11 protein-coding genes are annotated in these 14,741 nt (G+C 67.2%); 3 read left to right on the top strand and 8 right to left on the bottom strand.

Annotated features, from left to right (window positions below; translation table 11 throughout):
• Positions 1 to 846: 846 nt before the first annotated feature.
• Positions 847 to 1,746 carry an SDR family NAD(P)-dependent oxidoreductase gene (locus tag AB0H56_RS28025; RefSeq protein ID WP_357168695.1) on the top strand — a complete coding sequence of 300 codons (900 nt, stop codon included), beginning with the start codon at positions 847 to 849 and terminating at the stop codon, positions 1,744 to 1,746.
• 87 nt (positions 1,747 to 1,833) lie between these two features.
• Entirely contained in the window at positions 1,834 to 2,826 is a 993-nt protein-coding gene (locus AB0H56_RS28020) for a zinc-binding dehydrogenase (RefSeq protein ID WP_357168693.1), read from the top strand.
• Between the two features lie 132 nt (positions 2,827 to 2,958).
• On the opposite strand, the gene AB0H56_RS28015 is transcribed toward AB0H56_RS28020, so the two are convergent.
• From AB0H56_RS28015 to dctP, 3 genes are read right to left on the bottom strand one after another with little or no spacing between them, the layout of a single operon-like run.
• On the bottom strand, positions 2,959 to 4,242 hold the full coding sequence (locus AB0H56_RS28015; protein WP_357168691.1) for a TRAP transporter large permease: 1,284 nt from the start codon (positions 4,240 to 4,242) through the stop codon (positions 2,959 to 2,961).
• Positions 4,239 to 4,898, bottom strand: a complete 660-nt coding sequence (locus tag AB0H56_RS28010; RefSeq protein WP_357168689.1) for a TRAP transporter small permease subunit — start codon at positions 4,896 to 4,898, stop codon at positions 4,239 to 4,241. Before AB0H56_RS28010 ends, AB0H56_RS28015 begins: the two co-directional genes overlap by 4 nt.
• A complete protein-coding gene (gene dctP, locus AB0H56_RS28005) occupies positions 4,895 to 5,947 on the bottom strand; it encodes a TRAP transporter substrate-binding protein DctP (RefSeq protein ID WP_357168687.1) in 1,053 nt (350 codons plus the stop codon). Before dctP ends, AB0H56_RS28010 begins: the two co-directional genes overlap by 4 nt.
• A gap of 617 nt (positions 5,948 to 6,564) precedes the next feature.
• Here dctP and AB0H56_RS28000 point away from each other — a divergent pair.
• On the top strand, positions 6,565 to 7,788 hold the full coding sequence (locus AB0H56_RS28000) for an MFS transporter (protein ID WP_357168685.1): 1,224 nt from the start codon (positions 6,565 to 6,567) through the stop codon (positions 7,786 to 7,788).
• Positions 7,789 to 7,853: 65 nt separating this feature from the next.
• Here AB0H56_RS28000 and AB0H56_RS27995 read toward each other — a convergent pair whose 3' ends face one another.
• Genes AB0H56_RS27995 through AB0H56_RS27975 form a run of 5 tightly spaced genes read right to left on the bottom strand, consistent with a single transcriptional unit; the run spans position 7,854 to position 14,634 of the window.
• Positions 7,854 to 9,329 (bottom strand): aldehyde dehydrogenase family protein, encoded by a 1,476-nt coding sequence (locus AB0H56_RS27995; RefSeq protein ID WP_357168683.1) that lies wholly within the window; start codon positions 9,327 to 9,329, stop codon positions 7,854 to 7,856.
• Positions 9,330 to 9,362: 33 nt separating this feature from the next.
• Entirely contained in the window at positions 9,363 to 10,379 is a 1,017-nt protein-coding gene (locus AB0H56_RS27990; protein WP_357168681.1) for an alcohol dehydrogenase catalytic domain-containing protein, read from the bottom strand.
• A 29-nt stretch (positions 10,380 to 10,408) separates the two neighbouring features.
• Complete coding sequence (locus AB0H56_RS27985) at positions 10,409 to 12,355, bottom strand: hydantoinase B/oxoprolinase family protein (protein ID WP_357168679.1); 1,947 nt, start codon at positions 12,353 to 12,355, stop codon at positions 10,409 to 10,411.
• A 1-nt stretch (position 12,356) separates the two neighbouring features.
• The gene (locus tag AB0H56_RS27980; protein ID WP_357168677.1) at positions 12,357 to 14,399 is read right to left on the bottom strand and encodes a hydantoinase/oxoprolinase family protein; all 2,043 of its coding nucleotides are present in this window, start codon (positions 14,397 to 14,399) and stop codon (positions 12,357 to 12,359) included.
• Positions 14,400 to 14,424: 25 nt separating this feature from the next.
• Positions 14,425 to 14,634, bottom strand: coding sequence for a hypothetical protein (locus tag AB0H56_RS27975; RefSeq protein WP_357168675.1), 210 nt, complete (start codon positions 14,632 to 14,634; stop codon positions 14,425 to 14,427).
• Positions 14,635 to 14,741: the final 107 nt, after the last annotated feature.

Here is a 14,741-nt window from a genome sequence, read left to right as displayed (position 1 = left end):
GTGGAGATGGAGGCCGCGCACTACGCTCAACACTCAGCCCAGCACACCGTTGGGCTGTCACACCGATAGGTCTCCGGACTCACCGGGGCGGTTCAACCAGGGGACGACCAGGACGCCGGCAGGATTCACCAACACTTACAGCTCCAGGCGTGCGGCGGCGAGATGACATCCCGACGGATCTACTCGCGGGCGACCCGGCAGTGCCGTTGCCGGTATCAATTGCAGCAGCACCCGCAGTGCCTCACCCACCTCAGCACTCAGCACCGTCGGTAGGCCCGCCCTCTCCAAGCCGCCAGACTTGATCTTGGGGGCGTACTCCAATACGCAGGCGTTGCGGAAAGCATCGGACGCGCGCCGATGCGGTCGCGGGGCACTCCCGGGTTACCACGGGCCGTGGAGCGGTTGTTCTCGGACAAGATCGCCGAGGGCATGCTCCGGCGAAGCCGGTGTCGCAGTAGGAGCAGGGGCTGCTACAGGATCGGTATCGACCGAGATGGCTTGCCGAGCGCAGGCCCGGGACCACCCGCCGTCAAGTCGGCGCGACGGCCGCCATCTTGGGTGTCATGCCAACGGCCGATAGGTGACATCCACCTGCTTGGTCAACCTGCCTCCGACAACCCGCACCGCGCCGCCCGTCGCGGGCCGAGCGACCCGAGCCGATCCAGTAGCGCGACCGTTCGCACCGCGCCGACCTGGTCACCGCGCCGTCTTGTCGGCCGATTTCGCCTGATCCTTGCACCACCATCCTTGAGTCGACATATACTATTAAATATATTTAAACCAGATGGGCCGCCGCGCGACCCGTCGACCTGCGTCCATGCCATGCATGGAGGGAAGTGAGAGACCATGTTGCGTTTCGACGGGAAGGTCGCCATCGTCACGGGCGGCGGCCGGGGGCTCGGCCGTTCGCACGCGCTGCTGCTGGCCTCACGGGGAGCATCGGTCGTAGTCAACGACTTCGGATCTTCTGCCGCCGGGCAAGGATCCGATACCTCTCCGGCCGACGACGTGGTCTCCGAGATCATCGCAGCGGGTGGAAAGGCCGTGGCGAACCACGACAGCGTGACCACCGGAGCTGAGTCGATCGTGCAGACCGCGATCGAGGCGTTCGGGCGTCTCGATATTCTCGTCAACAATGCCGGCATCAACCACATGACCCCTTTCGGGCCGGAGGCGATCGAAGGCATCCGGCAGCACATCGAGGTCAACTTTCTCGGCACCGCGGCCGTGACGGCCGCCGCCTGGCCGCATCTCATCGCGTCGGGCGCGGGGCGAGTGGTCAACACCGCGTCACCGACGCTGGTCGGCTTCGAACAGCAGAGCGCCTACGTGGCCTCGAAGGGTGCGGTCTTCTCGTTCACCCGCACTCTCGCCATGGAGGCGCTCGCGGTCGGTATTCGCGTGAACGCGATCGCCCCCACCGCTTACACGCGCATGGCGGCGGAAGCGGAGATCCCCGATGATCTCAAGAAGAAGCTCGAGGCGACGATGACCACCGAAATGGTGTCTCCGACGGTCGCCTACCTCGCGCACGAGGACTGTTCCATCACCGGCGAGACCCTCCTGAGCCAGGGCGGTCTGATGCAGCGCTTCGCACTCACGATGAACGACGGGTATACGAACCCCGAGGCGACGCCGGAGGACATCCAGGCGAACCTCGACGCCATCCTGGATGATGGCAGCAGCACGCCGGTCGGAATCATCGGGTCCGAGAACGAGGGCTCGCTTCTCGACTTGTTCAACTGATCCTGACCGGGCCGGGGTGGGCATCGACCTCACCCCCGGCCCGAGAGCCGTCGGGCGCCGCTGACCCAGCTATCGCCAGGAGCACGCTTGACCGACACGATGCGCGCACTCGTTTCCGGAATCGGCCCCGACTGGGTACTGCGAGAGGTTCCGCGCCCGCAGCCCGCGGCAGGCCAGATCCTGGTGCGTAATCGGGCCGCCGCCACCAACAATGCCGACCTGCCGATGCTCGCCGCCGCAGACCCGACTCACGGCGGACACGGCAACCAGTTCATCGCCGGTTTCGAATACGCCGGTGAGGTAGCCGCGCTCGGCGACGGCGTGGACGGGTGGCAGGTCGGCGATCCGGTGATGGGGTCGATTCCGGCGTCGTTCGCCGAATACATCGTCGCCGATCAACGCTTCGTTCTCCCCCGCCCCGGCGATCTCGATCCGGCCGTGGCGTGCGCGCTGCCGACCGGTCTACTCACCGAACACGGCGCACTCACCGCCGCGGGATTCACTGCCGGACACAGCGTGCTCATCATCGGCGCGTCCACCGGCATCGGACTCATCGGCGCCCAATTGGCAAAAGCCCTCGGCGCTGCCCAGGTCATCGGCACCACCCGCCGCGCCGCGAAACGCGAGCTGTTGGAGGGGGCGGGGGTCGACACGGTCATCGCCACCGACGAACAAGACCTCACCGAAGCCACCCTCGATGCCACCGACGGTCAGGGCGTCGACGTGGTGCTCGACCACGTCGCGGGCCATACCTTCGCCCGATGTCTGCCCGCGACCAAGGTCGACGGTCACGTCGTCAATATCGGCCGCCTCGCCGGCCCGGCCTCCACCATCGACCTCGACGCCGTGTCCTACCGGCATCTCACGATTCATGGAGTCTCTTTCGGCTTCACCCGCGACCAGGAGATGGCCGAGGTCATCGCCGCGCTCCTGCCCGAGGTGATCCCGGCCGTCGCTCGCGGGCAGATCCGACCGGTGATCGACAGCACCCTGCGCCTGACACAGAGCAATACAGCCGCCGATCGGCTGCGATCCGGCGAAGCCGTCGGAAAGATCGTGCTGGTCATGGGGAACGGCTGAGCACGCGCGCCCCGGTTTCGATTTGCCGTCGTGATCATCGGCGCGGGAGCGCAGGCGCGGCATCGAAGTCGACCTGCCGGCCTGCGCTCACCTCTGGACATCGGTGTCTCCGACAGCCCGTGACGCCGGCAGCTATCGCGAATCCGGTAGCCAGGTCACGACATCGGGCCACAGGATGAAGCCGATGGCGACGATCACCATGGCGACCGCGTAGGGCGCGGCACCCCGGAACACTTCGACGGTGTCGCGGCCGGTCGCGCGCGCGACGACGAAGACGTTCAGTCCGAGCGGTGGGGAGATCAGGCCGATCTCGCCCATGAGGACAACGAACACGCCGAACCAGATCACGTCGTAGCCGATCGTTTCCACCAGTGGCAAGACGATGGGCACGGTGAGGGCGATGATGGCGACCTGGTCCATGAAGAAGCCGAGCACGATGTACATGACCAGCAACGCGAGCATGATCGCGATCGGCGGAACCGGCAGACCCTCGATCCAGGTGACCATCGAGGCCGCGACCTTGGTCTGCGCGAACGCGTAACCGAACACGTGGGCCGCGATCACGATGGCGAAGATCATCGCGCTGGACTTGACCGAATCGATTACCGCGTCGACGAGACCGGTGACGGTCATGCGGCCGCGAATCGCGACGAGCAGTGCGGCGACCAGGCAACCGATGGCCGCGGACTCGGTGGGCGTGACGATGCCGAAGTAGATCAGCCCGACCACCGCCAGGAACACGACCGCGATCGGCAGGGCCTCGAGGATCGCCTTGATCTTGGTCAACCAGGAGGACCGCTCGCCGCGCGGCATCCTGGACGGGTCGCGCAGGGCGGGCAGCAGCATGGCCGCCAGCAGCGCCGCGGCGATGATCAGCCCCGGAACCAGGCCGGCGACGATCATGTCACCGACACTGGTTTCCGCGGTGACGGCGTAGAACACGAGGATGACGCTGGGTGGGATCATGCCGCCGAGCGTGCCGACCGAGGCCACGATGCCGGTGGCGGTGGTCGGGCGGTATCCCTCGTCGATCATGCGTTTGCTGGTCGTCTCGGCGAGTGTCGCCGCGGCGGCGGTCGACGAACCGGAGATGGCCGCGAACCCGACTCCCGCTGCGGTGGAAGCGATTCCGGTGCCGCCCGGGATCCGGCCGAACATCGTTCGCCCGGCGTTGAACAGCGAGTCCATCATTCCCGACATCAGCATCAGATGTGCCATCAGGATGAACAGCGGAATCGCCGACAGGGACAGCGACTGCACCGACCCCACCGGTATCGCCTCCAGGACTCCGAGTCCGGCCCCGACCGACAGCTGTAGCGCCAAGCCCGCCAGACCGGCGCCGAGAATCGCGAACGACACCGGCACTCGGACGGCGATCAGCACGATCAGCAGTACTGCCATGACCAGCGCGATCATCGCGCACCTCCCGCGATGTCGGTACCGGAACGGCTTGTAGCCACCGGGGTTTCAGGGGTGTCGCCTGGGTCGTAGTCGGTGGCGAGGACTGTCCATGGCGCGATCAGCTCGCGGATGAGATCGATGAGCACCACGATCATGCCGAGAACCATCGAGACGGGCAGAATCGCGCGCATGAACCACCCGGGTATGAGCAGTTCCGACGACCCGCGGATCGGTCCTTCGTCGATGGCGATCGCGAACCCCAGGCCTTCGATGCCGGCGACGAGCAGTGCTCCCATGCCGATGAGCAGCACCAGGTACGCCAGAATCAGCAGAACTTTCCGCATCCGCACGCCCAGGCGATAGAAGAGGCTGGTCACGGCGACGTGGGCGCCGCTGCGATAGGCGGTCACCAGTCCGAAGAACGCCACGATGGTGAGCAGGTACATCTCGATGAACGCGACCGCCCAACCCAATGTGACGGAGAAGAAGGTACGCAGGACCACGTCGACGAGCGTCAACGCGACGATCGCGACGATCGCGATGCCGGCGACGACACCGCAGACCGCCGAGATGCCGTTCTGGACGCGGTCCAGTCCGGGGTGTTGCTCGGTGCGATAACCGAACATGGTGCGCTGGGCGGCGCCGTGCCGGAAGGGGTGAACGATACTCATTTCGCCGCTTCCCCGACCCGGGCTTCGATCGCGTCGAGAACCTCGCGGGCGTCCAGGCCGGCTGATTCCAGGTCGCGAACCCATTCTGCGCGCACGTTCGCGAGCGCGGCGTCCCACTGTGGGCGGGTCTGTGGGCTGACCTCGTCGAAGTGGATTCCGGCCGCCCGCATCGCGTCGACGGCCTTCGTGTCGGCCGCGGCGATCGACGTGCAGGCTCCGGCGCGCGCCACTTCAGCGGCTTCTTGTACCACCCGTCGTTGCGCATCGTCGAGCTCGGCCCAGGCATCGGCGTTCATGGTGAACCAGATGCTGCTCGAGCCCAGATTCGCCCGCAGCGTGCCGTACCGCAGCACCTCCTGGAAGCTGTAGGAGAGCACGGCATAGCGCGGCAGCAGCGCACCATCGATCGTTCCGCGTGAGAGCGCCTCGTACATGTCGCCGACCGGCAACGAGACCGGGGCCACGCCAAGGCCTTTCGCGACCCGGTCACCCACGCCACCGGGCGAGCGCACCAACAGCCCGGCGAGGTCGTCGGGTCGGGTGACGCGGCGGTCGGCGGTGAAGACCTCGATCCCGGAGACGGCGGCACCCCACAGTGGCACGACACCGCGCTGCTCGATCTCCTTGTCATAGATGATCCCGCCGGGTTTGACCAAGGGATCGAGCACCTGAACGGTCGTGCACGGATCGTCGGTCAGCCCCGGAAGATCACCCACTCCGGTCAGCGGCAACTCGTCGGCCAGGTAGGCCGGCAGGACGAATCCCATGTCCACCGCGCGGGTTCGGACGAGGGTGAGCATTTCCTGGGTCTTGCCCAGTTGTCCGGCACCGTAGTAGTCCAGGTGCAGGCCGACCTCGGGACCATGCTCTCGCAGATAAGCGAAAAACGGAGCGGAGCCACCTTTGCTGACGGGATGCCCACCGGAGAATCCGTCGGCGACCACCAGTGTGATGCCTTCGTCGGAGCCATGCTCCGCCGAGCCGCAGCCGACGGTGGCGACCAGGATCGCGGCCAGCGCTGCCAATGCCGCTTTCGGACGACGCGTCATGGCTTGCCACCACCCGGGCAAGCTCCGGGCAGCCGTCGAAGCGAGGTAGTCGGCGCTGCCGGATCGCTCCCGGGTGGGGTGGCTCGATGGTTGAAACCCACGCTGGTCTCCGTCTTCATCAAAGGTGGCCGACGCCACAGTTTCGTATAATATATAAAGCACTGTATCAAAGAGTGTGACGTATCACTGGCGATCCGACCAGACTGGCGTCGAAGCCGCGGTTCGGACGAAGTTCTCGAAAACCCGATCCGGAATCGCGCGTAGCGAATATATTATGTTTTCTGCTCCGATCCGCTTGCGGGTTGATGCAGATCTCGCGCTGTCCGGTGGCAGTTTCTGCCCACCAGCAACCGGTCCGACCGCGGCGAGATCCTGGCCGGCGCTCCGGTGGCGATCGCGGCCGTCATCCGATACCAGGACACGGTCGACGCCCCCTTCCCCAGCCAGAAACAGACGGCCGGTGGGCGGCTCATCGGGGCCGCCCACCTCGTGCTGAGTACAGCGACCCCGAGCCCTCGAAGGACACGCACATGACACAACTCGCGCAAGAGCAAACCTCGCCCAGCACACCACCACCGACCCCAGGCCCTGGGATAACCGGGTGGGGTCTGACCGGGATGCTGGTGGTGCTCTACCTCCTCAATGCGTCCGACAAGGCGGTGTTCGGGCTCATCGCGCAGCCGCTGCGCGAGGATCTGGATCTGAGCGCCTCGCAGATCGGGTTCACCGGCAGCCTCTTCTTCCTCGCTTTCACCGTCGGGGGGTTCCTCGCGGGACCGATCAACAAGCTCATGGCGCTGCGCTGGTCGATCGCGCTCATCGCGGTGCTGTGGGGTCTGGTCATGCTGCCGCTGGTGGTGTGGGCGACCTTCGCCGTGCTGCTGCTGAGCAGGATGCTGCTCGGTTTCACGGAAGGACCGACCTCGGCCCTGCTGCACACCGCGGCGTACTCGTGGCATCCGCCGAACAAGCGCGGACTACCCAGTGGGCTCATTCTCACGGGCAGCATGCTGGCCAAGATGGCCGTCGTCCCCCTGCTGGCGCTGGTCGTCGCGGAATACGGCTGGCGCGCGGCGATCATCGTGCTCGCCGCCGCGACCGCCCTCTGGTGCGTCCCATGGCTTTTGACGTGGCGGCCGGGCCCGTATCAGGTGGGCGGAAAGCATGCCGCGCCCGAAGACGCCGCGATCGAACCCGCGGTGCCGTGGCGGCGGCTGCTGACGTCGAAGACCTTCGTGTCGGCGGTCGTCGTCGCGATCACCGCGTACGCCCTGATGTCGGTCGTGTTGACCTGGCTGCCTTCGTATTTCGAACAGGGCCTCGGTTACTCGCGACTGGAGTCGGGCACACTGTTCGCCGCCCCGAGTTTCGTCGGGATCGCCACGCTCGTCGGTGGTTCGTGGCTCAGCGATCGCGGCGTGAGTCGTGGCCTGTCCACCCGGCTGGTGCGGGTGGTCGTGCCGTGTGTCGGTGTCATGATCGCCGGTGTGCTGCTGCTGAGCCTGCCCGTGCTCGGATCGCCACTGCTGGCGGTGATCGCGGTGTCGGTGGCCTACGGCCTGGTGGTGGCGATCTTCCCGCTGCTCAATGCCGCGGTGATCGCGACGTGCCCGCCGCGTCAGACCGCTGGGGTGATCGGCGCGTTCTTCGCGCTGCAAGCGATCGGCGGCATCATCGGTCCGTGGTCGATGGGGATCGTGGTCGACGCGTCGTCGAGCAAGGTCGACGGCTATACGGCCGCCTTCCAATGCCTCGGCGTGGTGGGCGCGATCGCCGCGGCGGCGGCGTTGTTCCTCGCCGATCCGATCCGCGATCGCGAACGGCTGCGCGTGACTCGCTGATCCTCGACGAACAAGACGAACTGCCGGGAGACTTCATCGTCTCCCGGCAGTTCTCGCTGGGCGGCTCAGCCCAGGTTCATGTAGACGGCCTTCGGGTAGAGGTAGCTCTCCACATGTTCGCGGCCGCCCTTCCAGCCGTAGCCGCTCATCTTCGTTCCGCCGAATCCGACCGACGGGTCGAGGATCCCGTAGCAGTTCACCCAGACGGTGCCCGCGTTGATGCCGCGCGATACTTGGTGCGCGGTGCTGAGATCCCTGGTCCAGACCCCACCGGCCAGCCCGTACGGGGTGGCGTTGGCCAGGCGCAGCGCCTCCTCGGTGTCGTCGAACGGGATCACCGTCGCCACCGGGCCGAAGATCTCCTCCTGCGCGATGGTCATCTCATTGGTGGCCGAGGCGAACACCGTGGGCTCGACGAAGAAGCCCGATGCGCGGTCGCCGTCGAGCCGCTTACCACCGCTGACCAGTTCGGCTTCACCGGAACCGATATCGATGTAGTTCAGCACCCGGTCGAGTTGGCGCTGTGAGATCAGCGGGCCCAGTTGGCTGTTCGGCTCGAGGCCGTCACCCACGCGGATCGTCTTGGTGAATTCGGCCATGCGCGAGACGAATTCGTCGTGAATCGAGCGCTGGACGAAGATGCGGGTGCCGGCCACGCAGACCTGACCGCTGTTGGTGTACACACCCATCGCCGCGCCCGGCACCGCCAGGTCCAGATCGGCATCGGCGAAGACGATGTCGGGCGACTTGCCACCGAGCTCGAGTTGCAGCCGCTTCATGTTCCCGGCCGAGGCGCGCACGATGGTCTGGGCGGTACCGACCGACCCGGTGAACGCGATGCGGTCCACACCGGGGTGCTCGGCCAACGCCGCGCCCGCGTCCTTGCCGTAGCCGGTGACCACGTTGACGACACCGTCGGGAACGCCTGCTTCGGTCAGCAATTCGGCCACCCGCAGCACCGACAGCGACGCGTCCTCGGCAGGCTTGAGGACGGCGGTACAGCCGGTCGCCAGGGCCGGGCCGAAGATCCACCAGAGACCGATGAGCGGGCCGTTCCACGGGATGATCCCGCCGACGACGCCGACCGGTTCGCGGTAGCGCAGGGTCAGGAAGTCACCGGGCAGCGAGTTCGGCGGAGTGCTTGCGGTGCCCGCGTCGACCTGGGAGGCGAAGAACTGCAGTACCTGCGAGGTCCACTCGCGCAGGCCGCGGGTGCGGGTCAGCGGGGCGCCCATGTCCAGGGTCTCGATGGTGGCGAGTTCCTCGAAGTTCTCGAGGACCAGGTCGTGGACGCGCAGGATCAGCGAGCGCCGCTGGTGCGGGGTCCAGCGACTCCATTCGCCCTCGAAGGCGGTGCGGGCAGCCGCGACGGCGGCGTCCACATCGGCGGCGCCGCTCGCGGCGATGGTGCCCATGGTGGCACCGGTGGCGGGATTGACGACATCGATGGTCTCGCCGGATGCGGCGGGCACCCAGCGTCCGCCGATCAGGTTGTGTTTGGCCGTGCCGACGAAGGCGGGCACCGGATGGGTGGTGGTCATGGATCTCTCCGAATCAACGAAAGGACGTGGGGGTCAGTCGAAAAGGAAGACGCCCTTGCCCGCGTCCTGCTTGTCGAACCATCGGTAGGCCTCTTCCGCCTGCTCGAGGGTCCAGGTGTGCGAATACAGGTCGTCGACCGGAAGATTGTGCGCCGTAACGTAATCGGCGCAGCGCGCCTGTTCGATCGTCGACATGGTCCAGGACGTCATCAGCGTCCACTGGTTCTTGTAGACGGACTGGGTCGCGAACTCGACGTGTCCGGGCAGGCCGATGAACACGGCCCGGCCGAAGGTGCCGAGCACGGCGAGGGCGTCCGCACCGGCCCGGCCGGAGGTCTCCAGCACGACGTCGGCCTTGCGGCCGCCGGTGTGTTCGGCGACGACGTCGGACACGGACTGCTCGCGGGAGTTGACGACGATGTCGGCACCGAACCGTTCGCTCTCGGCGAGTCTGCGGTCGTCGACGTCGACGGCGATCACGCGGGCGCCCATCGACGCCGCGAACATCGTCGCCGACAGGCCGACCGGCCCTTGGCCCAAGACCACCGTGGTCGTGTCCGCGACGCCACCGGCGCGCTTGATCGCACCCCACGCCGTCCCGGTGCCGCACCCGATGGCCGCGCCTGCCTTGAACGACAGTCCTTCCGGCATCGGCAGCAGCGCCGCCGTCGGCACCAGGGCGAAGGAGGTGTGGCCGCCGTTGACGTGCACCGCCATGGTCTTGCCCGGCGCGGTCTCACACATCTGCGGCCAGCCCGCACGACAACGGCGGCACGTGTTGCAGCCGAAGTAGTGGTGGATCATCACCCGGTCACCGACGCCGAAGCGGGCCGGGTCGACACCGTCGCCGACCGCGTACACCTCGCCGCACGGTTCGTGACCCTGGATCACCCCGTGGTCGAAATCGAAAGCGCCGTGGTAGAAGTGCAGGTCGGAGCCGCACATTCCCGAAGCGCGGATCCTGACCACGACTTCGCCGTAGCCCGGTTCGGGTTCGGGGAAGTCCTTCAGCACCGTGGTGCCGTCTCCCGGGAACAAGATCCCCTTCATCAGTTCTTCTCCTGTCTCGTGCGGGCAAATCAAGCGGAGGGGTGGGCGCGCAGCCGCGCGGTCGCCTCGTGGTCGATGCGCAGTCCTTCGGGGTCGAGATGCGGGTCCCCCTCGATGACGACCCCGTAGTCGCGCGCGGCGCCCGCGACGCTCACGTACTCGTTGCGGACGTCGGCGAGCACCCGTTCGGGATCGCGGTGCAGCGGGTCGCCCCATCCGCCACCACCATTGGTGAGACAGCGCAAGATGGTGTTCGGTCCTGTCGACCACACCTGCTCGGCGGCGAAGTAGTGGTAGCGGCCGTCAACCGGGTCCAGCGCCTTGGTTTCCGGGTCGAGAACTCCGGCGACCGGCACGCTGTCGGCGTAGACATGCGCGTCGGTGCCGAGCAGGCCGGGGGCCGCGCCGTCCGCACCCGGCGGGAACAGCCACATCGCGCCGGTGGGCCCGGCCTGTCCGCCGTTGGCACCGACGCCCGAGGGATGTTTCGTTCGGAACGGTGACAGGTAGTGCGCGCCGGCGGTGAGCCACAGCGCGTCCTTGAGATTGGCCGCGCCGCCGCGAAAGGTGCCCGCGCCGCCGGTGTCGATGGCGTGTTCCTTGCGCAACAGCACCACCGGCGACTCACGTTCGATCGTCTCGGTCGCGGGGTCGAGGTTGTTGAGCGTGAACAGGACGGTGTAGCTGTCGCCGTCGCCGACGTGGGTGGCACCCCAGGGTCCGTGTTCGCCGCCGCACTGGGTGGCCGAGGTCCACGGCGTGCCGTCGGGCCGCAGGCCGGAGGCGTTGTGTGTGTTGGTCGAGCCGTAGTCACCACCGACGCCGTGCTTGCCGAGGACGGGGTTGAGGGCGTCGAAGATCGCGGACGCGACGGCGCCGGAGGCCTCCCAGAACATCATGATGCCACCGTCGGGTGGCAGCGAGGAGACGATGGTGCCCGGGGGAACCGCGAGGTCGACATTGCGCCAGGTGCCGGAGGTGAACGGCACCTTCGGGTCGAGCAGCATCGTGAGCGCTACGCCCACAGCGGTTTTGGCGTCGAGCACACCGCAGTTGATGCAGGTCCTGGCCTGGGGCGAGGTGCCGGACAGGTCGATCTCCATGTCCTCGCCGCGCTTGCGCACGAGCACCCGCACGGTGTAGTCGACGGTGTCGTCGAGACCGTCGGCGTCGATCAGCGCCGAGCCCGCGTAGTCGCCGTCGGGTACCAGGGCGATCGCGTCGCGCATGCGCTCGGCGGAGGTGTCGCAGGAGTAGTCGAGTGTGCCGAGATAGGCTGCGAGTCCGTATCTTTCGATGTTCTCCAGGATCAGCCGCTCCCCCAGCTTCAGCTGCTGGAAGATGCTCTTGAAATCGGGCAGCAACATACCGCCCCAGCGGGTGTTGTCGAAGATCAGGCTGAAGGTGGAGCGCACCGGTTCGTCCTGCGACCACAGCAGCATCGGCGGAATGACGAGGCCGTTCTCGTAGACGTTGCTCTTGGTCGCGGAGAAGCCGCCGGGCACCGTGCCACCCATGTCGAGTTGGTGCGCGCACATGGTGACGAAGGAGACGATCTCCCCGTCGACGAACACCGGGCGGGTGAAGGCCACGTCGTTCACGTGCCTGCCCCCGCGGTACGGATCGTTGCAGATCAACACGTCACCGGGACGCAGGTTCTCGGGCCCGTACTCCTCCACGGCGTTGCGGACCGCGTCACCCATGGTGCCGAGGAACACGACCAGGCTGTTGCTGACCACGGCCATCGGGTAGCCCTTGTTCGCGGGACCGCTGATGGTGCAGGCGAAGTCGTACCAGTCGCGGATGATGGGTGAGAACGCCTCGCGCATGAACCCGGTGGACATGTGCTCGACCACATAGCGCAGCCGGTTGGTGATCACGGTGGCGCTGAATCTGTCGGCGCCGTAGCGCTCACGGAACTGGGCGTCGGTGAGGTCGCGCAGCCGGGGGGTGGTGGGAATGGTCGGACGGGACATGTCACTTCCTCCGGATCACGATTTCGCCGTACTCGCCGACGGTGGCCTGCTGGCCCGCGCCGATATGAGTGGTGGACAGTTCTTCCTCGACCACGGCGGGACCGTCGAGTACGTCGCCTGCGCGCAGGCTCGTGCGGTCGTAGACGTGGGCCTGCTGGGCACCGATACCGTCCGAGTCGAGGTCACCCAGGTACCGCAGCGTGACGGTGCGGCGAGGGGTGAGTGGGCCGTCGCCCGCGGAACGGGCCGGGAGCTCGGCGTATTCGACCTTGGGGGTGTCGAGGATCGCGCGCACCCGGAACGTCACGCCTTCGACGGGCATGATCTCGAAGCGGTTGCCCGAGCGGGCCTCGTAGGTGTCGTGGAACGCCGACACCATGGTGGCGACGGCGGCCTCGTCGATGGTGCCGCTCGGCACGGGCACGAACGGGGTCTCCCAGCTCTGTCCGGCCAGGTGCGCGTCCATGCTGCGCAGCATCCGCACCGAGCCGCCACCGGTGCGCGCCCGCAGCTTTTCCTCCATCTCGGTGAACAACGTGTCGATCGCGGGAGCGGCGTCGCCGGTGAGCATGAGGTAGGCACTGCGGTCGACCGTGAAAACCTGGTCGGTGGACAGCAACCCGACCGCGGAGAACAGGCCGGGATTCGGCGGTACGATCACCTGCTTGCACTGCACGGTGTCGAGCACCGCGGGCAACAGCATCGGGCCCGCCGCGCCGAAGGCCACCAGGCTGTAGTCGCGGGGATCGACACCGTTCTTGATGGCGACGTTGAACACGCCCTCGGCCATGTTGTTGACCGCCATCTCGTAGGCGTAGCGGACCCGGTGCGCCAGGTCCAGCTCGGTATCGAGGGACTCGAACGCCCGCCGCGACGCGTCGGCGTCGAGCTGCAGTTCGCCGCCCGCGAAGTCGTCCGCATCGAGGATCCCGATCAGCAGGCAGGTGTCGGTCGTTGTCGGCTGGGTGCCGCCACGGCCGTAACAGGCCGGTCCGGGCTGTGCCCGCGCGCTGTCGGGGCCGACCTGGATCTCGCCCGCGGCACCGATCGATACGATACTGCCGCCGCCCGCGCCGATGCTGGAGATGTCGTTGGCCAGCGCATTGACCACGAGGTCGTGCTCGAGTTCGAAGGTGGTGTCGACGAACGGTTCGCCACCGCTGACCACGCTGATGTCACACGAGGTGCCGCCCACGTCGGCACACAGCAGGTCGTTCTCCGCGATGAGCGCGCCGAAGTGCGCGCACGCGACGGTTCCGGCGGCAGGGCCGGAGAAGACGATGCGGAACGGCTGCTCCATCGCCTGCGCGGAGGGCACAAGGGTTGCCGCGCAGTCGGCGAAGTTGAGCTGGCCGGCGAATCCGAGTTCGCTCAGGCCCTTCTCCAGGCCGGCGGTGTAGTCGGAGTAGATGATCTTCATCAGTGTGTCGATCACGGTGGTTGACGCCCGGGCGTATTCCTTGGCCAGCGGTGACACCTCGCTCGAAATCGAGCACGGCACGTCGCCGAGCACCTCACGCACCAGCTCACGCAGCCGCAGTTCGTGCACGGGATCGACGTAGGCGTTGATCAGGCAGATCGCGACGCCCGCGACCTCGCAGCGGCGCAGCACCTCGAGCTCGGTCCTGGCCTGGTCCTCGTCGAGGGCGAACAGCACGCCGCCGTCGGCGGTGATGCGCTCGTGGATGCCGCGCCGCAGGTAGCGCTGCACCAGTGGCCGCGAGGCGTCGCCGAAACTGCGCCGCCAGTGCGGGTCGAGGATGGCTTCGGCCGGGCGCCAGACCCGACCCATGTCGAGGATGTCGCGGTGGCCCTCGGTGGTCAGGAAGCCGATCTTGGGCAGCTGGCGGGTGATCACGGCGTTGAGCCCGTGCGTGCTGGCGTGGTTGAACACCGTGGCGTCGGCGACGCCGAGCACCTCCGCGCCGCGCAGTACGGGGCCGGCGACCTCGGTGTAGTCGGTGGAGATCTTGGCGGTGTGGATTCGCCCGTCGCGCCAGGCGACGACGTCGGTGAACGTGCCGCCCACATCGACTGCGATCATGGTGTCTCCTGAGGTGATTCAGTGCTCAGACGAGGTCGGCGAGCAGCTGGATGGGGCCGAGGCGGTGCCAGGGTTCCCGCGACACGGAGTGCAGGCAGCGCTGGCACTTGACCACCTGCACCCAGCCCTGCTCGCCGACGACGGGATACGCGCGAAGTTCGGCGGCGCCACATCGTGGGCAGGCGCCGTCGCGGGGTTCGCGATCCACCTCGAGTGGTGTGGGTGCGTCAGCCATGGCTGGGTCCTCCTACGGCGATGAATGTGCGGCCGGGATGCCGTGAGGACGACGGTAGGATCGGGAGACCTGGGTCACAATCCGCTCGGCGAAGGTGCACTGTCCAT

Origin of the sequence: Nocardia sp. NPDC050717, from assembly GCF_040654275.1 — a bacterium.
Taxonomy (GTDB): Bacteria; Actinomycetota; Actinomycetes; order Mycobacteriales; family Mycobacteriaceae; genus Nocardia.
The sequence above is the reverse complement of the archived record's forward strand: the minus strand, read 5'-3'. Positions and strand labels throughout refer to the sequence as shown.

What these genes read in the sequence shown, in the direction of transcription:
- AB0H56_RS28025 (WP_357168695.1), top strand. Translation starts at nt 847, where the DNA reads ATGTTGCGTTTCGACGGGAAGGTCGCCATCGTCACGGGCGGCGGCCGG.
- AB0H56_RS28015 (WP_357168691.1), bottom strand. Translation starts at nt 4,242, where the DNA reads ATGATCGCGCTGGTCATGGCAGTACTGCTGATCGTGCTGATCGCCGTC.
- AB0H56_RS28010 (WP_357168689.1), bottom strand. Translation starts at nt 4,898, where the DNA reads ATGAGTATCGTTCACCCCTTCCGGCACGGCGCCGCCCAGCGCACCATG.
- dctP (WP_357168687.1), bottom strand. Translation starts at nt 5,947, where the DNA reads ATGACGCGTCGTCCGAAAGCGGCATTGGCAGCGCTGGCCGCGATCCTG.
- AB0H56_RS28000 (WP_357168685.1), top strand. Translation starts at nt 6,565, where the DNA reads ATGCTGGTGGTGCTCTACCTCCTCAATGCGTCCGACAAGGCGGTGTTC.
- AB0H56_RS27995 (WP_357168683.1), bottom strand. Translation starts at nt 9,329, where the DNA reads ATGACCACCACCCATCCGGTGCCCGCCTTCGTCGGCACGGCCAAACAC.
- AB0H56_RS27990 (WP_357168681.1), bottom strand. Translation starts at nt 10,379, where the DNA reads ATGAAGGGGATCTTGTTCCCGGGAGACGGCACCACGGTGCTGAAGGAC.
- AB0H56_RS27985 (WP_357168679.1), bottom strand. Translation starts at nt 12,355, where the DNA reads ATGTCCCGTCCGACCATTCCCACCACCCCCCGGCTGCGCGACCTCACC.
- AB0H56_RS27980 (WP_357168677.1), bottom strand. Translation starts at nt 14,399, where the DNA reads ATGATCGCAGTCGATGTGGGCGGCACGTTCACCGACGTCGTCGCCTGG.
- AB0H56_RS27975 (WP_357168675.1), bottom strand. Translation starts at nt 14,634, where the DNA reads ATGGCTGACGCACCCACACCACTCGAGGTGGATCGCGAACCCCGCGAC.